Below are 20,957 nucleotides of genomic sequence, written 5' to 3' on the forward strand. Positions count from 1 at the left end.
GACAGTACCGGGTGAACCCACGCTGCTCCCACTCAGCTACCAACAGGCGAACAGGGATGAACTGAGCGTGAGCAAGCGGGCTGAAGTCTCCCACATCCGGCGTGTCAGGACGAGTGGCGTCCGTGCGCGGGGAGACCATGGGAGTCAGATGACCGACATGCTGAGCCGCTCCGGGGCCCGGGACGGCGAGACGAGCGCTGCGCCCACGTCGGAGATCGCCGCCCAGACCAAGCCGTTGATCGTGTCGGCCGTGATCTCCGCCGGAGCGTGTCTGCTGACGGGTCTGCTCACGTGCGCCGCGGTCGCCGTCATCGGCTGGCTGGGCGCGACGTTCGGCGGCGCCTCCGGCGCGGTCCGGGCCGGAGCGTCGGTCTGGCTGATCGCGCACAAGGCCGCCGTCACCATTGGCAGCAGCACGGTCGGCGCCGGCCGGATCAGCGTCGCGCCGCTCGGCCTGACACTGTTCTTCGCCTGGTGCCTGTACCGCGGCGGCAGGTCGGCGGCCCGGTCCAGTGCGGCCGACCGGACCCGGGACCTGATCGCGCTGGCCGGAGCGTTCGCGCTCGTCTACGGCCTCGGCGCGCTCGTCGTGGCGTTGCTCACGGCAGAGGGCTCGCTGAAGGTGTCGCCACTGGGCGCGTTCCTGGGCGCGTTCTCGCTGGCGCTGGTGGCCGGCCTTGCGGGCATCGCGGTCGAGTCCGGAGCGGCCGAGGATCTCGCGGACGCCACACCGGCGGGTCTGCGGGACGCCGTACCCGCCGCGCTGGCCGCCGTTCTGACCGTGATCGCGATGGCCTCGCTGTTGTACGGCGTACTGCTCGCGATCCACTTCTCCCGGATCACCGGGATGCTTGAACTTCTGGACGCCGGCGTGATCGGGTCGGTCGTGCTGTTCGCGATCTGCCTGATGCTGGTGCCGAACATGGTGCTGTACGTCGTCGCATTCCTCGCCGGACCCGGGTTCCAACTCGGGGTCGGGACGACGATCGCGCCGACCGGTGTGGATGTCGGGAACCTGCCCGCCCTCCCGCTGCTGGCGGCGGTACCTGCCGACGGCGCCACCCCGTCGTACCTGCTGGTGCTGACGGCTGTGGTGCCGCTGGTCGCCGGTGCGGTCGCAGGTCTGGTCGTCGTACGGCGAGGGCTCACGGAGCGGGACGCTGACGCGCTGGGATGGGATGCGTTCGCGCTGCGCGGTGCGATGGCGGCGCTCGTCGCGGGCGTCATCGTGTTCGCGCTGCTGGCGCTGTCGGGTGGATCGGCTGGGCCCGGGCGGATGTCCGCGGTCGGAGTTCCGGCGGCGTTGCCGGCGGCCGGCGTACTGGCGGCGGGGATGGCGATCGGGGCCGCGATCACGGCCGCTGTGGTCTCGTCCCGCCGCCCGGCTGACGGGGAGACCGACGCCGAGCGATAGGCTTCCGGCCGTGACTTCTGCTGATGCCGCTGCGGTCGACTCAGGGCAGGCACGCCTCGTCGTGCTCGTGTCGGGGTCGGGGTCGAACCTGCAGGCATTGCTGGACGCCTGCGCCGACCCGGCGTACGGCGCTCAGGTCGTCGCCGTCGGCGCCGACCGGGACGGGATCGCCGGCCTGGAGCGCGCCGAGGCCGCCGGTGTGCCGACCTTCGTGCACAAGGTGAAGGAGTACCCGGCACGCGCCGACTGGGATCGTGCGCTGACCGCGTCCGTCGCGCAGTACAAGCCTGATCTGGTCGTGTCCGCGGGCTTCCTGAAGCTGGTCGGTGAGGACTTCCTGGAGTCCTTCGGCGACCGCTACATCAACACCCACAACGCACTGCTGCCGGCGTTCCCCGGGATCCACGGGCCCCGGGACGCACTGGAGTACGGCGTGAAGGTCGCCGGGGCGACGCTGTTCTTCGTGGACGGCGGCGTCGACACCGGGCCGATCATCGCGCAGGTCGTCGTACCCGTACTCGACGACGACACCGAAGAAGCCCTGACCGAACGGATCAAGGACGTCGAACGCCGCCAGCTGGTGGAGTGGGTCGGCCGCCTGGTCCGGGAGGGCTGGACCATCACTGGACGAAAGGTTCGACTGAAGTGAGCACCGACCGCAGGCCGATTCGCCGCGCGCTGATCAGCGTGTACGACAAGACCGGCCTGGAGGAGCTCGCTTCGGCGCTGCACGCCGCCGGTGTCCAGCTGGTATCGACCGGTTCCACCGCGGCGCGGATCGCGGCGGCCGGGGTTCCGGTGACCAAGGTCGAGGAGCTGACCGGGTTCCCGGAGTGCCTCGACGGGCGGGTCAAGACCCTGCACCCGATGGTGCACGCCGGGCTGCTGGCCGACGTACGGCGGGACGAGCACGTCGAGCAGTTGCGGGAGATGCGGGTCGAGCCGTTCGACCTGCTGGTCAGCAACCTGTACCCGTTCACCGAGACGGTCGCCTCCGGCGCGTCGGTCGACGAGTGCATCGAGCAGATCGACATCGGCGGACCGTCGATGGTGCGTGGCGCGGCGAAGAACCACGCGAACGTCGCGGTGGTGACGTCGCCGGCGCAGTACGCGGAGTTGTACGCGGCACTCGACGGGGGCGGCTTCTCGCTCGAGGAGCGGCAGAGGCTCGCGGCGGCGGCGTTCGTGCACACGGCGGACTACGACATCGCGGTCGCGTCCTGGATGGGCAATGTGCTCACCGACTCGAGCGAGGGGTCCGGCTTCCCCGCCTGGGTGGGCGCTTCGTGGGAGAAGTCCGCCGTCCTGCGGTACGGCGAGAACCCGCACCAGCCGGCCGCGCTGTACCTGAACGGCAAGGGCGGGCTGGCCGCAGCGGAGCAGCTGCACGGCAAGGAGATGTCGTACAACAACTACGTCGACGCCGATGCAGCCCGGCGTACCGCCTATGACTTCAGCGAGCCGGCGGTCGCGATCATCAAGCACGCCAACCCGTGCGGGATCGCCGTCGGCAAGGACATCGCGGAGGCCCACCGGCGCGCACACGAGTGCGACCCGGTGTCGGCGTACGGCGGTGTGATCGCGACGAACCGCCCGGTCTCGGTGGACCTCGCCAAGCAGGTCGCGGAGATCTTCACCGAGGTGCTGGTGGCGCCTGCGTTCGAGGACGGCGCGGTCGAGATCCTGCAGGCGAAGAAGAACATCCGGCTGCTCGTGGCGCCGGCCGTGTCCGCGGACGAGACGGTCGAGTGGCGCGCAATCAGCGGCGGCCTGCTGCTGCAGCACCGCGACCGCTTCCAGGCTTCCGGTGACGACCCGTCCGCGTGGACCCTCGCCGCCGGCGAGGCCGCCTCGGACGAGGTGCTGGCCGATCTCGCCTTCGCGTGGAAGGCGTGCCGTGCGGTCAAGTCCAACGCGATCCTGCTCGCTGCCGACGGTGCCTCGGTCGGCGTCGGCATGGGCCAGGTCAACCGCGTCGACTCCTGCCGGCTGGCCGTCTCTCGCGCCGGCGACCGTGCCAACGGCTCGGTCGCCGCCTCCGACGCCTTCTTCCCCTTCCCCGACGGCCTCGAGGTCCTCATCGAAGGCGGCGTCAAAGCGGTAGTCCAGCCCGGCGGCTCCATCCGCGACGAAGCAGCCATCGAAGCCGCCACCAAGGCCGGCATCACCATGTACTTCACCGGAACCCGCCACTTCTTCCACTGAGTCAAAACGTCCGCCCGGACCTCGATCCGGGCGAACGTTCATTCGGTGGTCAGCAGTTGTTCGGGGTCAGCCCGGACGGCACGCGTCGCTGACTACCTGAACCGGCGGCGGTACGACACCTGCCGGCCGTCGTCGCGCGTCGATCCGCTCAGCCTCCACCCTGTCTTTGCGTAGAACTCCTGCCCGTGGGGATAGTTCGCCAGCGTCCACACAATCGCTTCGTCGTAGTGCGCTGCCAGGTGCTCGAGAGCCTCGTGCATGAGGGCGGTGCCGACGCCTTGACGCCAGTACGGTGAGTCGACGGCGATCGTGTCGAGTTCGCCCAGGTCGGGATCGATCGGATCTCGGCTCGGCCCGATCCCGACGAAGCCCGCGACGATGCCGTCGACCTCGGCAACCCACCAGTTGCCGCCAGCAAGGGTTTTCGACCAGCGGGCGATCCGGCCGTCGTCCAGCACAGCGGTCGGCATCAGGTCGCCGAATCCGTCGTTCCACGAGGCGACATAGATGCGCGCAACCACTGGACCGTCATCAGCGCCGGCAGGACGAACAGTGACCATCCGCCTGATTATCCCGATGCGGCGGGCCGTCCGCAGCTGAGTTGTCAGTTGGGGACGATGATGGCGAGTACCGCTATGGCGGCGGCGGTGAGGAGGAGGAAGGTGGTGTCGAACATGCGGCTGCGGACGTGGAGGAGGCCTGCGGCTGTGTCGGAGAGGGTGGCTCGGAGGAGGCCGGCGAGGCCCAGTGCGCCGGCGAAGACGAAGACGCCGTTGCGCCAGTCGTAGAACCACAGCACGACCATGCCCGTGAGTGCGACCAGCAGCGTCAACCCCAGGGGCCATTGGCTTCGGCGCTGGGCCTCACCCGCCATCAGCACGCCACACCCAGCTCGGCCGCGTACGCCGTACCGCCGGAGGTCACTGGGGGAGGCTCGATTCGGCGGCTTCCACCACGTTGGTGAGGAGCATCGCGCGGGTCATCGGGCCGATACCGCCGGGCATCGGTGCGATCCAGGCGGCCTGCTCGCGGGCCGCGGCCTCGATGTCGCCGACGATCTTGCCCTCGGCGTTCCGGCTGGTGCCGACGTCGAGGAGGACGGCACCGGGCTTCACCATGTCGGCGGTGATCAGGCCGGCCGAACCCGCGGCGGCGATCACGATGTCGCCGGTGCGCACGACGGCGGCGAGGTCCTTCGTGCCGGTGTGGCACTGCGTCACGGTCGCGTTCTCGCTGCGCCTGGTGAACAGCAGCCCCATCGGGCGTCCTGCGGTCACGCCGCGGCCGACGACGACCACGTGCGCGCCGGCGATCGGTACGTCGTAGCGCCGGAGGATCTCCACGCAGCCCTTCGGGGTGCACGGCAGCGGACCGTCCTGGCCGAGGACGAGCTTGCCGAGGCTGACCGGGTGCAGGCCGTCGGCATCCTTGGCGGGGTCGATCAGGCCGAGGATCGTGTTCGTGTCGACGTGCTTGGGGAGCGGGAGCTGGACGATGAACCCGGTGCATTCCGGGTTGTCGTTGAGCTCCCGCACCTTCGCGGCGATCTCGTCCTGGGTCGCGGTGTCCGGCAGTTCGACCTGGATCGAGGAGATCCCGACCGCCGCGCAGTCGCGGTGCTTGCCCGCCACGTACGCCCGGCTGCCCGGGTCGTCACCCACCAGGATCGTGCCGAGCCCGGGCACCACGCCCTGCTCGGCGAGCTTCGCGACCCGGACCTTCAACTCGTCCTTGATCGCCGCCGCCGTCGCCTTGCCATCCAGAATCTGCGCCGTCACGACCCCAGAGTCTGCCACGCACCGCCTCCGGACCCCTACCCGGACCGCCACCACTCACCAACCGCGCTGCGTCGGACGCTCCCAGGCGTGGCGCCGGCTGGAGTGGGGCGGCCCGGAGCGGGTTGGTGAGTGGCTGGGGTCCGGACCGCCAGGCCATCACAAGTGGTGCTCGGCGGGGCGGCCAGGCGGGCCGCTCGGTCGAGGTGGGCAATTGTGATGGGCTGGGAGGGCGCGTTGACCCGGGAATGCGTGCGCTCTTGCCGTGGTTCGGGCAGATAGTTTATTCTTGAACTACCAATCAGCGAGGAGTACATCATGCCCGCCGTGACCGTCAGTGACATCACCGTTCTGCCCCGCATCAGCGCGCAGGAGCCGGTGAACGAGCGTTCGGTGAAGTCGGTGACGTCTGCGCCGAGCGGGTACGAGGGCGAGGGCTTTCCGGTACGGCGGGCCTTCGCGGGTGTCGACCTCCGTGACCTGGACCCGTTCATCCACATGGACCAGATGGGCGAGGTCGAGTACGCGCCGGGCGAGCCGAAGGGCACGCCGTGGCACCCGCACCGCGGCTTCGAGACCGTCACGTACATGCTCGACGGGATCATGGAGCACCAGGACTCCAACGGCGGTGGCGGCGTGATCTCCAACGGCGACACCCAGTGGATGACCGCGGGCAGCGGCCTGCTCCACATCGAGACGCCGCCGGAGCACCTGGTCGTGAGTGGTGGCCTGTTCCACGGCATCCAGCTCTGGGTGAACCTGCCGAAGGCGCTCAAGTGGGCGCCGCCGCGCTACCAGGACATCCGCGGCGGCGACTCCGCGCTGCTCTCCACGCCGGACGGCGGTTCGCTGATCCGCGTGATCGCCGGCTCGGTCGACGGCCACAACGGTCCCGGTTCGACCCACACTCCGATCACGCTGGTCCACGCGACGGTCAGTCCCGGTGCGGAGATGGTGCTCCCGTGGCAGCCGGACTACAACGCGCTCGTCTACGTGCTGGCCGGTCAGGGCACGGTCGGCTCCGAGCGGCGCCCGATCCGCAAGGGGCAGCTGGCCGTCTTCGGTCCCGGCGACACGATCCGTACGGCGGCGAGTACGTCGCAGCCGCAGGCGGAGCCGAACCTCGACGTACTTGTGATCGGCGGCCGCCCGATCCGCGAGCCGATCGCGATGGCCGGTCCGTTCGTGATGAACACTCGCGCCGAGGTCATCCAGGCCTTCGAAGACTTCCAGGCCGGCAAGCTCGGCAGCATCCCCGCGGTCCACGGCGCCCCGACCGAACTGCGCAGTACCGACTAACCGCAGCACCGAATAACCGCAGTACCGACTAACCCTCGGGGTAGAACAAGAACAGCGTGCAGCCCTGGGTGGACTGTGGAACGTGGGACGACCCGGCCGGGGCGTGGATGAACGAACCGGCCGGGTAGTCGCGTTCACCGTCGTTGAACACCCCGTCCACGACGAACACCTCCTCCGGCCCGGGATCGTGTACGTCGATGCCTTTCCAGCTCGATCCCGGATCCATCTGCAGCACGAACGCCTTGGCGACCGCTCCGGACCACAGGGGCCGCAATCTGATGCCGGGAAACAGTTCGCGGACCGGTGCATCGTCGACCGACGCCCACTCGTAGTTCTCCATGCCTGAAATCCTCGCGCGATCCACAGGCTCGTCCCCAGTGTCAGGAAAGTCCCGATCAGGTACTTTTCTGCCATGCATCGCGTTGTCGCTCTGGTGACCGCGCCGCAGGCCAGCTTCGAGCTCGGGTGTGCGGCGGCGGTCTTCCGCGATCCGCCGTACCGGTTCAGTGTCTGCACCGAGCACCCCGGAAACCTCAGTACCACTGAGGGTTTCGACATGGTGGTGACGTCCGGTCTGCGCGCGCTCGACCGCGCCGACACGATCGTTGTCCCCGGATGGCTGCCGATCAATCGCGAGCCGACGCCGGCGGTCCTCCGCGCGCTCACGCGTGCCCATCGACGCGGAGCGCGGCTCGTCAGCATCTGCTCAGGTGCCTACCTGCTCGCCGCGACCGGCCTGCTCGACGGGCGCCGGGCCGCGACGCATTGGCGGTACGCCGACGAACTGCAGCGCCGATTCCCCGCGGTCCAAGTGGATCCGGACGTGCTGTACGTCGACCACGGGGATGTGGCGACGAGTGGCGGGTCGGGGACCGGGATCGATCTGTGTTTGCACCTGGTGCGCCGCGATCACGGGGCGTCGTACGCCGCCTGGGTCGCCGGGCGGATGGTGATGCCGCCGCATCGCGAGGGTGGTCAGACGCAGTACCGTTCGCCGGAGCCAGTGCCAAAAGAGCCAGTGCCAAAGGAGTCGTTGGGAGGCCTGCTGGACTGGGCTGTTGAACGCCTGGACAAGCCGATCACCGTCGACGACCTCGCTCGGCGGGCGAATGTCTCGCCGCGGACACTCGCACGGCGCTTCGAGCAGCAGCTGGGTGCTGCGCCGGGGCAGTGGTTGCTGGCTCAGCGGATCGCCAGAACACGTGTTCTGCTGGAGGAAACGGACCTTTCCGTCGACGCGATCGCCACCCGGGTCGGCCTCTCGTCCGCGACCAATCTGCGCAGGAGATTTCGCGCCGCACTCCACACGACCCCGAGCGCCTACCGCCGCGCGTATCAGGGCAAGTAGTCACCGGTGTCGTCGAGCGTGATGTAGTGCTCGATGCGCGGGTCCTCCGGATCCCCGCCGTACAGCTCGACGAAGCGTCGCGCCGCGGGCGGTCCGCCGTACTGCGGGTTGAGGGTGCCGCGCAGGCTCTTGAACATCAATGCGAGATCGACGTACCGGTCGCCGGCGCCGAGTCGGCTGAGATCGAGAACGCCGGCGAATCGCAGCGTCGTCGGGTCGATGAAGACGTTCGGCGCCGCGTAGTCCCCGTGGGTCACGGCGGTCCCGGCACCCGGGAACGGCGAGGCGAACGGGCAGTCCGTCAGCTCGTCGAGGGCCCGCAGACCTGACGCGATCGCCGCGAGTACGGCGGGACGGTCGCGCGCCGGCCACGGTTGGGACGCGTCGCGGCCGGGCAGCTCCGTGGTCAACAGCCAGTTGTTGCCCTGGTCAACGATGCGCGGACACGGAAATCCGGTGCCGGAGAGCCACGCCAAACGCTCGGCTTCGACACCGACTCCTTGACCCGCCTTGTAGTACAGGCGTTCCGGGCCGCGGTCGAGCCGGACCACGGTCGCGTCGGAGCAACCCACCGAGATCGGTTCGGCGCGGTCAGCGCCGAACCGATCCTGCAGAAGATTCAGATCCACTCAACGAAGGTTACGGTGCAGCGCCGAGATCAGCTCCCCGTTTTGGGTGTCACCGTCGAGCGACCAGATCATCGCGCCGCCCAGCTCGCGGTGCGAGATGTACTGCGCCTTGCGCTTCATCTCGACCGGGTCGTCCCAGGTCCAGAACGTCGTACCGTCGAACAGCCACGCGAAACCGGCGCGGTTGTCCCGGTAGACCGTGTAGTTCGCCAACTGGGCTTTCAGATAGCGGTAGTCCTCGGTGCCGGCGTCGAACGTCGAGGGCGCCGGACCGGTCGACGGCTGGAAGAGGCCGTGGTTCGCATCAGTCACACCGGTCCAGCCGTGCGAGTAGAACGGCACGCCCATCACCAGCTTGCTCCGCGGCGCGCCACGGGCCAGGTAGGCGTCGATCGTCACCTGCGAGCTGAACTCCGGTGTCGTCGGATCGCCGGCCGGTCCGTCGATCGCGGACTGCTGGTTGGTGAGCGTCTCCCACGGACCGTGGTAGTCGTACCCCTGCGTCGTACCGAACGTCAGGTCCTTGAAGAGTTGCCGGACCTCGAAGCCGCGGTCGATCATCGCCGGGTTCGCAGGCAGGAACGCAGTCAAGTCGTGCCTGCCCGGCAACCTGTCGAGTTGCTTGCGGTACTCGTGCACCAGCGCGGTGAAGTTCTGCTTGTCCTCCGGCCGGATCACGTTGCCCGGATTGCCTTCACTGGCTGGCCATTCCCAGTCCAGGTCGACGCCGGTGAAGATGCCCTTCGCGGCACCGGCCGGAAGACCGGGCAGGTTGCCCTTCAGCCACAGGTCCAGGCAAGACTTCACGTGCGCGGCCCGCGACGCCGGCGTGAGCGCAGCGTCGGAGAAGTGCGCCGAGCCGGTCCAGCCGCCGAGCGAGATGCTGATCCGGAGCTTCGGGTACTTCTGCTTCAGTTGCTTGAGCTGATTGAGGTTGCCGTTGAGCACCTGTCCGGGCTCGTCGGCCTTGCCGTTGACGCTCTGCTCGGCGGTGAACGGTCGCTGGTAGTCGGCCCACGGGTCGCTGCTGAGGCAGTTCCCCTGGGCGTCGACGAAGCCGAACGCGTAGTTGATCTGGGTCAACCGGGCGGCCGACCCGTTCTTCACCAGATCGCTGACCAGGAAGTTCCGGCCGTACCCGCTCCAGTTGGTGTAGTACCCCACCACTCGTTTGGTGCTGCCGTGCGCTTCAGCAGGTACGGCGGCAGTCGTTGGCACGACCAGCGCAGCCGCCATCAGCAGCCCCACACTCCGACGCCTCATGACACCCCCATCGGACGGTTCCTGCGCACACAGTAGGACCGCCGGCCTACTTACGCAATGTCTCTGCAAAAACTGGATCCGACTAGGGTCGCTGTATGACGACTGTTGCTGGGGATCTTGCGCCGGACGGGGTTCTGCGGGCCTCGATCAATCTTGGGAATCCGGTGCTGGCGCAGGGGACCGCGGAGGCGCCGGGTGGGGTGACGGTCGACATCGCGCGGGAGTTGGCCAAGCGGCTCGAGTTGCCGTTGGAGCTGGTGTGTTTCGATGCGGCGCGGAAGTCGTTCGAGGCGATGACGACCGGGCAGGCGGATCTCTGTTTTCTCGCGATCGACCCGGCGCGGGCGGCCGAGGTCGCGTTCACGGCGCCGTACGTCGTGATCGAGGGCGTGTACGCCGTACCGCGCGATTCCGGGCTGACCGCCGTTGCCGAGGTGGATGCGCCAGGTGTGCGGATCGGGGTGAAGCAGGGGTCGGCGTACGACCTCTACCTGACCAGGACGTTGCAGCAGGCAACGGTGGTCCGCGGGGCGGAGGGCGTCGACGTGTTCCGTGACGAGGGGCTCGAGGTCGCGGCCGGCATCCGGCAGCCGATCGCCCGGTACGTCGCCGAGAACCCGGACCTCCGCCTGATCGACGAGCGGTTCATGCAGATCCAACAGGCCGTCGGCACCGCAAAGTCGAAGCACCCCGACACGGTCGCCTACCTGCACGACCTGATCGAGGACCTGAAGTCCTCGGGCTTCATCGCCGCGTCCCTGGCCGCCTCCGGGCAGGCCGACGCCATGGTGGCCCCGCCTGCCTGAGCTCGGAGGCCTTTACGGACAGTGACGAGGCAACAACCTGCCGTGGCAGGTGGTTCTGGCAACCATTCGATAGGGTCCGGACATCTATCGGTGAGTGGCCGTATGACTCCGCTCCGTGAGTGGTCTGGTGCGGCCCGCTGTGAGGACAACCGATCGGGAGGGACTCATCGTGGTATCCACACCACGATCGAGGCGCATCGGCGTTGCCGCCGTCGCTTTGATCGCTGCCTTCGGGCTCGTTACCCCGGGCCAAGCAACAGCCGGCCCCCAAGCCCATCCGGCCGCCAAGGATCAGAGCGTCACGCTGATCACCGGCGACCGGGTCACCCTGCGCGGCGGCGACCCCGCCCGCGCCATCATCCGGCCCGGCACCGGCCGGACCGACGTCGCGTTCAACTCGTACCGGCTGAAGGACCACCTGTACGTCGTACCGTCCGACGTCAGCGCGCGCCTGGCAGGCGGGAAGCTCGACAGCCGCCTGTTCGACGTGACCGGCCTGATCAAGGACGGGTACGACGACACGCTGCCGCTGATCGTCACGTACAGCGGCAAGGCCCAGAAGCGAGCCGCCATACCGGGAGCGACCGTCTCGCGACAGCTGCCCGTCATCAACGGCGCCGCGCTGAAGGTCACCAAGGACTCGAAGGTCCTGGACGGGGCCGGCATCGACAAGATCTGGCTCGACGGCAAGCGCAAGGTCACGCTGGACCAGTCGGTGCCGCAGATCGGCGCACCGACCGCCTGGCAGGCGGGCTACGCCGGCAAGGGCATCCCGGTCGCGGTCCTCGACACCGGGATCGACAAGGCGCATCCCGACCTCGCGACCCAGGTGGTGGGCGGCAAGAACTTCACCGACTCTCCCGACGGCGACCACTTCGGCCACGGTACGCACGTCGCCTCGACGATCGCCGGTACGGCGGCCGCGTCGAGCGGCAAGTACAAGGGCGTGGCTCCGGACGCGAGACTGTACGACGGCAAGGTCTGTGACGACTTCGGCAGCTGCCCGGACTCCGCGATCCTGGCCGGGATGGAGTGGGCTGCGACCGAAATCAAGGCCAAGGTCGTCAACCTGAGCCTCGGCGGCACCGACACTCCGGGCATCGACCCGCTCGAGGAGGCCGTGAACCGGCTGACCGCACAGACCGGCACGCTGTTCGTGATTGCCGCCGGCAACGAAGGCCCGGGGGAGCAGACCATCGGCTCGCCGGGTAGTGCGGACGCCGCGCTCACGGTCGGCGCGGTCGACAAGCAGAACCAGTTGGCCGACTTCTCCAGCCGTGGTCCGCGCGTCGGCGACGGCGCCGTGAAGCCGGACATCAGCGCGCCGGGGGTGTCGATCGTCGCCGCGAAGGCGAAGGACTCGATCATCGGCGAGCCGGTCGGCGCGGACTACCTGCGTCTCGACGGTACGTCGATGGCGACGCCGCACGTGGTCGGGTCGGCCGCGATCCTCGCGCAGGAACACCCGAACTGGAAGGCGGCCGAGCTCAAGGGCGCGCTGATGGGTTCGGCCAAGCCGGCCGCGGACCAGACCGCGTTCGAGCAGGGCGCCGGCCGGGTGGATGTTGCCAAGGGCATCAAGCAGACCGTGATCGCCGAGCCCGGCAACGTCTCGTTCGGCACGGCGGTCTGGCCGCACGGCGACGACGCCCCGGTCACCAGGACCGTGACGTACCGCAACCTCGGCGACCGGCCCGTCACGCTCAACCTGGCCGCGTCGTTGAACGGCCCGGACGGCAGCCCCGCTCCGGCGGGCGCGCTCAAGCTGAGTGCGACCACGGTCACCGTCCCGGCGGGCGGCACCGCCACCGTCCAGGCGACCTCGAACACCAAGCACGACGGCCCGGACGGCACGTACTCCGGCCGCCTCACCGCGACCGCGGGCGATGTCAGCGTCACGTCGGCGATCGGCGTGGACAAGGAGAAGGAGAGCTACAACCTCACCCTGAAGGCGATCGGTGCGGACGGAAAGCCGGCCCCGTTCGATGGCGTCCTGTCCGCGGTGGACCGGAACCTGTTCCAGTTCCTCGGCGACGGCACCGACACGCTCAAACTGCGGTTGCTGAAGGGCGAGTACCTGGTGCAGAACAGCCAGTACGTCGAGCAGCCGGACGGCGATCTGGTCAGCTACGGGCTCGTACAGCCGTCGATCAGGCTCACCGAGGACACCACGGTGGTGTTCGACGCGCGGACGACGAAGCCGGTGAAGGTGACCGTGCCGCAGGCCGGCGCGGAGGCCGCGCTCGCCGACATCGGATTCGACCGGACATCCGCGGACGGCAAGTACGCACTGAGCTACGCCAACTTGTCCTTCGGATTCGGCGCGATCTCCACCGCGCAGGTGGGATCCGAGGTGTTGCCGCAGGAGCAGTTCACCGGCCATGTCACGTCGCAGTGGGCGAAGCCGGACGCCAACGGGTCGTTCAGCAACTCGCCGTACTTCGTCGGACAGCTAAACACGTTCCCGGGCGTGTTCCCGACCGGGTTCATCCGGAACGTCAAGGCGAAGGATCAGGCCACGCTCCAGCAGACCGTCAACGCCACCAGCGACCGGGAGCACGAGCGGATCGTGTTCGGCAGCGGGCCGGGGATGAGTGGCGGCTGGGCGGTCGGACTGATGTACGGCAAGGCGCCGCTGACCACGACGGCGTACGTCGACGGCAAGCCGGCCACCTGGCAGACCGAGGTCGACGAGATCATCCCGAGCACGGATCCGGAGAACCCGTTCCCGGAGACGATCAGCCGGCTCATGTCGCCGTCGAAGGAGTACCGGGCCGGCAAGTCGTACCGCGAACGGTTCAACGCGGCGGCGTTCACGATCGCGCCGGACAAGGCGGTCCGGCAAGGGAACGGCCTGTTCGTGTCGGCCTACGGCCTCGGTGACGCGGACGGGAACGGTGGATTCATCGCCACCGACTCGGAGTCCAGCAAGCTGATGCAGGAGGGGAAGGTCGTGGCCGAGTCGCCGTTCTTCGGGTACGTCGAGGCGTCCGAGCTGCCTGCGGCGAAGACGACGTACACGCTGGTGTCGACGCAGACGCAGTCGAAGAGCCCGTTCGCCACCCGGACCGATCTGCGGTGGACGTTCAGCTCGGCGGCCACGTCCGAGGAGACCAGGCTGCCGCTACTGGGCATCCGCTACCAGCCCACGGTGGACGATCACAACGTGGCCGAGCGCAAGCCGGTCACTGTCCTGCCCGTCGTGGTGGACGCGCAGGCTGGGCAGCAGTTGCCGGTGATCCGGAAGCTGACGGTCCAGGTGTCCGGTGACGGCGGTAAGACCTGGAAGAACGCCGCGGTCGCGCCGATCGGTCACGGCCGGTACAAGACGATCTTCCAGACGCCGGCCGGAAAGAGCGTCTCGCTGCGGTCGCACCTCGTCGACGGCGCCGGCAACGTCACGGACCTGACCGTCATCGGGTCGTACGCGATGCGCTGACGACGCAACCCCGGAGACCGGTTGCCGCGTTCTAGCAGTTGCGCAGACAACCGACTTTTGGGGTGAGGCAGTGAGTTCGAGATCTACGCGCAGAGGAATGCCCGCGATCGCCGTCCTGGCGGTCGCGGGCCTTGCCGTCGGGCTGATGACGCCCGCCGCTGCGGCACCGTCCGCTCAGCCATCCGCCCGGGCGGCCGGCGGCAAGGACGTCAGCGTCACGCTGATTACCGGCGACCGAGTGGTTCTGGCCGGCGGCGACGTGACCAAGACGACGGTCCAGCCCGCGGCCGGACGGGAGCACGTCGGCTTCAACACCTACCGGGTCCGGGACCACGCCTACGTGATCCCGGCCGACGTCTATCAAGCAGTCGGGGACGGCCGGATCGACCGCCGGCTGTTCGATGTCGCCGAGCTGGTCAAGGGCGGGTACGACGACGCGTCGACGAGCACCATCCCGGTGCTGACGACGTACGCCGGCACCGCGAAGCGCGCCGTACCGGCCGGAACGCGGGTCACGCGGCAGTTGCCGTCGATCAGCGGCGCGGCGATGAAGGTCAGCAAGAGCAATGCCAAGGCGTTCATGAGCTCGGCCGGGTTCAGCAAGCTGTGGCTGGACGGCAAGCGGAAGCTGCTGCTGGACCAGTCGGTGCCGCAGATCGGTGGACCGGTCGCGTGGCAGGCCGGGTACACCGGCAAGGGCGTATCGGTCGCGGTGCTCGACTCCGGCGTCGACGCGACCCATCCGGATCTCGCGACGCAGATCGCGGGGGAGAAGAACTTCACCACGGAGCCGGCGGACGACTTGGTCGGCCACGGTACGCACGTCGCGTCGACGATCGCCGGCACCGGTGCCGCGTCGGACGGGCGCTACAAGGGCGTGGCGCCGGACGCGCGCATCTACGACGGCAAGATCTGCGAGGTCTGGGGTTGCGAGGAGTCCGCGATCCTCGCCGGTATGGAGTGGGCCGCGAACGACGTCAAGGCGAAGATCGTCAACCTCAGCATCGGCGGCCGGGACACGCCCGAGCTCGATCCGATCGAGGAGGCCGTGAACCGGCTGACGGCGCAGTCCGGCACGTTGTTCGTGATTGCCGCTGGCAACGAAGGTCCGGGTGACGGGACGATCAGCTCGCCCGGCAGCGCAGACGCGGCGCTGACGGTCGGCAACGTGACCAAGCAGGACCAGCTCAACGTGACGTCGAGTCGCGGGCCGCGGGTCGGGGACAGCGCGCTGAAGCCGGACGTGACCGCGCCGGGCACGGACATCGTGGCGGCGAAGTCGAAGGACTCCTCGATCGGCGAACCGGTCGGCGACAAGTACCTGCGGCTCTCCGGTACGTCGATGGCGACGCCGCACACCGCCGGCGCTGCCGCGATCCTGCTGCAGGAGCATCCGACCTGGACGCCGGCCGAGGTGAAGGCGGCGTTGATGGGTTCGGCGAAGGTCGCGGCCGGCCAGACGTCGTTCCAGCAGGGCGCCGGACGGATCGACCTGACGACCGCGATCAAGCAGACCGTGGTGAGTGAGCCCGGCAGCGTGTCGTTCGGGAAGGCGGCGTACCCGCACTCCGACGACCAGCCGGTCACGCGCGACGTGACGTTCCGGAACCTGGGCGACGCGGCCGTCACGCTGTCGCTGACGTCGGAGCTGAACGGGCCCGACGGTGCGGCGGCTCCGTCTGGTGCGCTGAAGCTGAGCACCGACTCGGTGGCCGTCCCGGCCGGTGGTACGGCGTCAGTGCAGGCGACGTCGGACACCGCACTCGGTGGTGCGGACGGGCTGTACAGCGGCCGGATCACGGCCACCGGGGGCGGCCAGACGGTCGTCGTACCGGTGGGTGTGGACAAGGAAGGTCCGACGTACAACCTGACCGTCAAGCTGGTCCGGCCCGACGGTGCACCGGACCCGGACTACCCGCTGTCGCTCGTCGGCGTCGACAACGACGCATACGACATGTACTCGCCGGACGAGAACGGGACGGTGACGCTCAGCCTGCCACAGGGCGAGTATCTGCTCAGTCAGTTCCAGGAATTCGAGCGTGGACCGGAAGACTGGATCTTCTTCTCGCTGACCGCGCCCAGCGTGAAGCTCACCTCGGACCAGACGGTCGTCCTGGATGCGCGGAAGGCGAAACCGATCACGACATCGGTGCCGAAGGCCGACGCGAAGCAGGCGAACTCGGACATCGGCTTCGACCGGAAGATCAAGGACGGCACGTACATGTACTCCGCGGGCGGTTTCCTGTCCGGGAAGATGTACACGTACAGCGCCGGGCCGAAGCTGTCCGCGGCCGAGCTGACCGGGCACGTCACGTCCCAGTGGGGTGTGCCGGGTGCCGACGGATTGTTCACGAACACGCCGTACCTGTACGGGATCGCGAACTACTTCCCGGGCGAGTTCCCCACCGGGTTCGACCGGCAGGTGAAGCAGTCCGACCTCGCGACCGTGGACAGCACGGTCAACGCGACCGCGGATCCACGGGTGTTCAAGATGCTGATGCCGGTGATGCCCGACGGCGGTGGTGGCTGGGCTCGCGTTATCCGCCTCGACGTGCCGCGGACGATCCGGTACTACCTCGACGACACGCAGTACGGCTGGTCCGGAGTGACCGAGGAGGACACGGACGGCGGGGACTTCCCGCTCCCGAAATGGCGCCTGGAGGGGAAGCCGGTGCTGTACAAGGCCGGCCGGTACTACACCGAACGGTGGAACGCGGCCACGTTCGTGCCGTCGGTGTACGCCGCGACTCGGTCGGGGAGCGAGCTGAACATCTCGCTGTACAGCCTCACCGACGCGGACGGGCACGCCGGGTTCATCTCCATGACGCCGGCGAGCACGAAGCTGTACCGCGACGGGACCGAGATCGGGTCCTCGACGCGGTTCGGCAGCATCGGCGTCGCGGACCTGCCCGCCGGCAAGGCGTCGTACAAGCTGGTCACGACCGGCACACAGGCGCTGTGGCCGTTCTCGACGCGGGTCGATCTGGAGGCGACGTTCACGTCGTCGGCAGATCAGCCGAGCGTTCCGATCCACACCGTCGCGTTCCGGCCGGAGCTGAACGGGAACAACACGATGGAACGCAAGCCGGTCACCGTCCTGCCGTACGAGGTCAAGGGCGGTGCGGTGGCGAAGGTGAAGATCGAGTACTCCGGTGACGCCGGAGCGACCTGGCGTCAGGCGCCGGTTGCCGGCGGCAAGGCGGTCTTCCCGACGCCGGCCGGCAAGACGGTCTCGCTGCGCGCGACCGCGACGGACGCGGCCGGGAACAGCACGACGCAAACCGTGATCGCCGCCTACAGCCTGCGGTGAGAACAGCAGAACGGCCCCCGGGACGCCATCCCGGGGGCCGTTCTGTGACGTGTTGTCAGCCGATCAGGCCGAGGTCCTTCACGGCATCGCGCTCCTCGCCGAGCTCGGCGGTCGACGCGTCGATCTTGCCGCGGGAGAACTCGTTGATCTCCAGGCCCTGGACGATCTCCCAGTTGCCGTCCTTGGTGGTCACCGGGAACGACGAGATCAGGCCCTCCGGTACGTCGTACGAACCGTCGGAGACGACCGCCATCGACAGCCAGTCACCCTCGGCCGAGCCCTTCAGCCAGTCGCGGGTGTGGTCGATGGTGGCTGCCGCCGCGGAAGCCGCCGACGACGCGCCGCGGGCCTCGATGATCGCGGCGCCGCGCTTCTGCACGGTCGGCAGGAACTCGTTCTCCACCCAGGCCTGGTCGTTGACGACCTCGGCCGCGTTCTTGCCGGCCACCTCGGCGTGGAAGATGTCCGGGTACTGCGTCGCGGAGTGATTGCCCCAGATCGTCAGCTTCTTCAGGTCGGTGACGTGCGTGCCGGTCTTCTTCGCCAGCTGCGCCAGCGCCCGGTTGTGGTCCAGCCGGGTCAGCGCCGAGAACCGCTCGGCCGGGATGTCCGGCGCGTTGCTCTTCGCGATCAGCGCGTTGGTGTTCGCCGGGTTGCCGGTGACGGTGATCCGGATGTCGTCGGCGGCGTGGTCGTTCAGCGCCTTGCCCTGGACGGTGAAGATCGCGCCGTTCGCCTCCAGCAGGTCGCCGCGCTCCATCCCCTTGGTCCGCGGCCGCGCGCCCACCAGCAGCGCGACGTTGACCCCGTCGAACACGACGTTCGGGTCGTCGCCGATCTCGATACCGGCGAGTGTCGGGAAGGCGGAGTCCTCGAGCTCCATCACGACCCCCTCGAGCGCCTTCAGCGCCGGGGTGATCTCCAGCAGCCGCAGCTCCACCGGCGTGTCCGGCCCGAGCAGCGCGCCGCTCGCGATCCGGAACAGCAGGCTGTAACCGATATTCCCTGCGGCCCCGGTAACGGCCACCTTCACCGGTGTAGTGCTCACGACATGCTCCTAGCTCATCCGATTGTGTGCTTCGGACGCTAGCAAGCCAGGTGTCGCAGCCCAACGCTGGGGCACCGCCGACTTGCTCACATCAACTTTGAGAACCCACCAACCGTTTTGCCCGCGGCCAAACGGTTGGTGGGTTCTCAAAGATGGGAGCATGTGCGCGTGGAGCGGCGGACTGGGTCGGGGATGGCTTCTGTTGAGGCACAGGCGGATGGGACGTTTGTGTTGCGGGTCGACGGGTCGCCGCAGTCGCAGGTGGATCTGGCGGATCCGGGGAACCTGTCGTTCGAGTACATGCGGCGGATCGGTGACGTCGTTGATGCGGTCGCGCCGCGGCGGCAGCCGGTTGCGGTGGCGCATGTCGGCGGGGCCGCGCTGAGTTTGCCGCGGTACGTCGCTGTGACGCGGCCTCGGTCACGTCAGATCGTGCTCGAACCGGACGAGGATCTGACCGAGTTCGTTCGCGAGACGTTGCCGTTGCCGAAGCGTTCCGGGATCAAGGTGCGCCCGGTCACCGGGCGGGCGGGAATCACCGAGTTGTACGACGACTCGATGGATCTGGTGATCCTGGATGCCTTCGACCACGAGTCGGTGCCGGCGAATCTGGTGACGGCGGAGTTCTTCGCGGAGTGCGCTCGGGTGCTGCGGCCGACGGGCGTGCTTGTCGCGAACCTGATCGACGGGAAGGCCGGGCTGCCGTTCATCCGGCGTACGGCGGCGACGGTACGGGACGTGGTTGGCGCGGGCGTCGTGCTCGCGGAGCGGAAGATCCTGCGGGGCAAGGGATTCGGGAACGTCATCATGGTGGCGTCGCCGCAGCCCGTTCCCGACCTGACGGATGCGGGACGGCGGGCGCAACCGCCGTACGACGTGATGCCTTTGCAGGAGCTTGCCGGGAAAGCGGCGCCACTGACCGATGCGGAAGGCTTCGTCACGCCGCGGGCGCCGGCCTCAGTCTTCCGGACCTGACCCGCGCAGAGCTGACCGGCGAGCGGCCGACCCGGTCTCGTCCGGTGGCGAGGCGGTCTACGGCGTTGGCGACCGCGGTGCGCTCGGCAGGGGTTGCGCCGACCGAGCGGACGAGGTGGTCGAGGCGGTCCCGGCCCGGGAGCCTGGTGCCCTGGAGCCACGCCTGGATCGTTGCTCGCGGGATCCCGCTCTGCTGCTCGAGCGCTCGCAACGATCGTGGTCGGGTGAGTGCCGCGACCGCTGTGCCCAGGTCTTCGAGGTTCTGCGCGTTCCCCAGCAGGCCGACGATGTCGCGCGGGTCGCGGCTCGCCTGCTGCCAACGTCGGCGCCAGACCGGCAGCAGATCCATCGGAACTCCGCAGCCGGTGAGATAGGCGGCGGCCACATCCCAGGTCGGGAGGTGCTTGCCGCTCGTCGCGCGGATCAAATGCGGATGCGAGTAGTGCGCGCGGTCCGCCAATTGGCGATAGCTCAGACCCGCCTGACGACGTACCCGGTCCAAGGCGGCAGCGAAAGCAGCGACGTCCTCCACGTGTTCAAACATAACTCAACATGTTTCAACAGATCAAGGCCGGTTAGGCTGGTCCTGTGTCCGTTGCAAAGGTTGCCGCCCTGGCCTACTACCCGGTGAAGGGCCTTGCCGGGATCTCCGTCGAATCCGCCGAGGCCGGACCGACCGGTCTGCTGCACGACCGGTTGTTCATGCTGGTCCAGCCGGACGGGTCGTTCCTCAGTCAGCGCAAGCTGCCCGCGATGGCCACGCTGCGCGCCGAACTCGCCGGCGACGCGCTCCGGCTCTCGGCGCCCGGCGCCCCGGACCTCGAGATCGAGATCCGGTACGACGGGAAGCGGCGTGACGTCAGCCTGTTCGAGAAATGGTTCGGGCAGGGCATCGTGCAGGACCCAGCCGCGGACGAGTGGTTCACCGCGCGCCTCGGTGCGCCGGCAGCTCTGGTTCGCGTGACGCCCGAGCACGAGCGGCCCGGATGGGGCGCGCATCGCGGGCTGACCGGATTCGGCGACGCGCACGCCTTGATGATCACGTCGCAGGCGTCACTCGACGGTCTGAACGCGCGCATCGTGGAACACGGCGGAAACGCGATTCCGATGAACCGTTTCCGGCCGAACCTCGTCGTTTCCGGGTGGCCCGAGCCGCACACCGAGGACAAGGTGCTGCGGATGACCGCCGGCGCGGTGGAGATCGGGTACTCCGCGCGCGGGATCCGGTGCGCGGTGCCGACCGTGGATCAGGCCACCGGCGCCAAGTCCGGGCCGGAGCCGACCCGGACGCTGGCGACGTACCGGCGGGAACCCGCCTACGGCGGCGGGGTGAGCTTCGGCGTCAAGGGCGCAGTACTTGCCCCTGGCAACATCCGGGTGGGGGACGAGATCACTGTCCAGGAATGGATCCCGGACGGCACCGACCCCGGGCCGGACCGCCGCTAG

General features: G+C 68.7%; 18 protein-coding genes. 10 read left to right on the plus strand and 8 right to left on the minus strand.

The features are described 5' to 3' along the window. Nucleotides 1-148: 148 nt before the first annotated feature. Genes EV647_RS17210 through purH form a run of 3 tightly spaced genes read left to right on the plus strand, consistent with a single transcriptional unit; the run spans nucleotide 149 to nucleotide 3,619 of the window. Complete coding sequence (locus tag EV647_RS17210) at nucleotides 149-1,414, plus strand: DUF6350 family protein (RefSeq protein ID WP_134003860.1); 1,266 nt, start codon at nucleotides 149-151, stop codon at nucleotides 1,412-1,414. A 10-nt stretch (nucleotides 1,415-1,424) separates the two neighbouring features. Continuing rightward, nucleotides 1,425-2,063 carry a phosphoribosylglycinamide formyltransferase gene (gene purN, locus EV647_RS17215; protein ID WP_134003862.1) on the plus strand — a complete coding sequence of 213 codons (639 nt, stop codon included), beginning with the start codon at nucleotides 1,425-1,427 and terminating at the stop codon, nucleotides 2,061-2,063. Further along, complete coding sequence (purH, locus tag EV647_RS17220; RefSeq protein ID WP_134003864.1) at nucleotides 2,060-3,619, plus strand: bifunctional phosphoribosylaminoimidazolecarboxamide formyltransferase/IMP cyclohydrolase; 1,560 nt, start codon at nucleotides 2,060-2,062, stop codon at nucleotides 3,617-3,619. Before purN ends, purH begins: the two co-directional genes overlap by 4 nt. A gap of 92 nt (nucleotides 3,620-3,711) precedes the next feature. Here purH and EV647_RS17225 read toward each other — a convergent pair whose 3' ends face one another. The 3 genes from EV647_RS17225 to EV647_RS17235 are packed head-to-tail and all read right to left on the minus strand — an operon-like array spanning nucleotide 3,712 to nucleotide 5,397. Next, nucleotides 3,712-4,179, minus strand: coding sequence for a GNAT family N-acetyltransferase (locus EV647_RS17225; RefSeq protein ID WP_134003866.1), 468 nt, complete (start codon nucleotides 4,177-4,179; stop codon nucleotides 3,712-3,714). A gap of 44 nt (nucleotides 4,180-4,223) precedes the next feature. Further along, nucleotides 4,224-4,493, minus strand: a complete 270-nt coding sequence (locus EV647_RS17230; RefSeq protein WP_134003868.1) for a DUF3017 domain-containing protein — start codon at nucleotides 4,491-4,493, stop codon at nucleotides 4,224-4,226. 46 nt (nucleotides 4,494-4,539) lie between these two features. After that, complete coding sequence (locus EV647_RS17235; protein ID WP_134003870.1) at nucleotides 4,540-5,397, minus strand: bifunctional methylenetetrahydrofolate dehydrogenase/methenyltetrahydrofolate cyclohydrolase; 858 nt, start codon at nucleotides 5,395-5,397, stop codon at nucleotides 4,540-4,542. A 315-nt stretch (nucleotides 5,398-5,712) separates the two neighbouring features. Here EV647_RS17235 and EV647_RS17240 point away from each other — a divergent pair, with 315 nt between their 5' ends. Then, a complete protein-coding gene (locus tag EV647_RS17240) occupies nucleotides 5,713-6,693 on the plus strand; it encodes a pirin family protein (protein ID WP_134003872.1) in 981 nt (326 codons plus the stop codon). A 28-nt stretch (nucleotides 6,694-6,721) separates the two neighbouring features. Here the strand turns inward: EV647_RS17240 and EV647_RS17245 are convergent, their stop codons facing one another. Beyond that, nucleotides 6,722-7,033 carry a cupin domain-containing protein gene (locus tag EV647_RS17245; protein WP_131344540.1) on the minus strand — a complete coding sequence of 104 codons (312 nt, stop codon included), beginning with the start codon at nucleotides 7,031-7,033 and terminating at the stop codon, nucleotides 6,722-6,724. 72 nt (nucleotides 7,034-7,105) lie between these two features. Between EV647_RS17245 and EV647_RS17250 the strand changes: the two genes are divergently transcribed. Next, a complete protein-coding gene (locus tag EV647_RS17250; RefSeq protein WP_134003874.1) occupies nucleotides 7,106-8,041 on the plus strand; it encodes a helix-turn-helix domain-containing protein in 936 nt (311 codons plus the stop codon). Here the strand turns inward: EV647_RS17250 and EV647_RS17255 are convergent. Next, on the minus strand, nucleotides 8,029-8,670 hold the full coding sequence (locus tag EV647_RS17255; RefSeq protein ID WP_134003876.1) for a phosphotransferase: 642 nt from the start codon (nucleotides 8,668-8,670) through the stop codon (nucleotides 8,029-8,031). The genes EV647_RS17250 and EV647_RS17255 overlap by 13 nt on opposite strands. Then, nucleotides 8,671-9,933 carry a glycoside hydrolase family 18 protein gene (locus tag EV647_RS17260; RefSeq protein ID WP_134003878.1) on the minus strand — a complete coding sequence of 421 codons (1,263 nt, stop codon included), beginning with the start codon at nucleotides 9,931-9,933 and terminating at the stop codon, nucleotides 8,671-8,673. 95 nt (nucleotides 9,934-10,028) lie between these two features. On the opposite strand from EV647_RS17260, the gene EV647_RS17265 reads away from it, so the two are divergent. The 3 genes from EV647_RS17265 (at nucleotide 10,029) to EV647_RS17275 (ending at nucleotide 17,488) form a co-directional block, all read left to right on the plus strand. Further along, nucleotides 10,029-10,739 carry a transporter substrate-binding domain-containing protein gene (locus EV647_RS17265; RefSeq protein WP_134003880.1) on the plus strand — a complete coding sequence of 237 codons (711 nt, stop codon included), beginning with the start codon at nucleotides 10,029-10,031 and terminating at the stop codon, nucleotides 10,737-10,739. 169 nt (nucleotides 10,740-10,908) lie between these two features. After that, complete coding sequence (locus EV647_RS17270) at nucleotides 10,909-14,178, plus strand: S8 family peptidase (protein ID WP_134003882.1); 3,270 nt, start codon at nucleotides 10,909-10,911, stop codon at nucleotides 14,176-14,178. 97 nt (nucleotides 14,179-14,275) lie between these two features. Continuing rightward, nucleotides 14,276-17,488, plus strand: a complete 3,213-nt coding sequence (locus tag EV647_RS17275; RefSeq protein ID WP_134003884.1) for a S8 family serine peptidase — start codon at nucleotides 14,276-14,278, stop codon at nucleotides 17,486-17,488. Nucleotides 17,489-17,543: 55 nt separating this feature from the next. Here EV647_RS17275 and EV647_RS17280 read toward each other — a convergent pair whose 3' ends face one another. Beyond that, nucleotides 17,544-18,536, minus strand: a complete 993-nt coding sequence (locus tag EV647_RS17280; RefSeq protein WP_134003886.1) for a malate dehydrogenase — start codon at nucleotides 18,534-18,536, stop codon at nucleotides 17,544-17,546. Between the two features lie 192 nt (nucleotides 18,537-18,728). On the opposite strand from EV647_RS17280, the gene EV647_RS17285 reads away from it, so the two are divergent. After that, nucleotides 18,729-19,511, plus strand: a complete 783-nt coding sequence (locus EV647_RS17285; RefSeq protein ID WP_238177249.1) for a spermidine synthase — start codon at nucleotides 18,729-18,731, stop codon at nucleotides 19,509-19,511. Here the strand turns inward: EV647_RS17285 and EV647_RS17290 are convergent. After that, nucleotides 19,474-20,043: a helix-turn-helix transcriptional regulator gene (locus tag EV647_RS17290; RefSeq protein WP_166680358.1), complete on the minus strand. Its 570-nt coding sequence runs from the start codon at nucleotides 20,041-20,043 to the stop codon at nucleotides 19,474-19,476. The genes EV647_RS17285 and EV647_RS17290 overlap by 38 nt on opposite strands. A 56-nt stretch (nucleotides 20,044-20,099) precedes the next feature. Here EV647_RS17290 and EV647_RS17295 point away from each other — a divergent pair, with 56 nt between their 5' ends. Continuing rightward, the gene (locus EV647_RS17295; RefSeq protein WP_134003892.1) at nucleotides 20,100-20,957 is read left to right on the plus strand and encodes an MOSC domain-containing protein; all 858 of its coding nucleotides are present in this window, start codon (nucleotides 20,100-20,102) and stop codon (nucleotides 20,955-20,957) included.

Origin of the sequence: Kribbella sp. VKM Ac-2566 (assembly GCF_004366005.1) — a bacterium.
Taxonomy (GTDB): domain Bacteria; phylum Actinomycetota; class Actinomycetes; order Propionibacteriales; family Kribbellaceae; genus Kribbella; species Kribbella pratensis.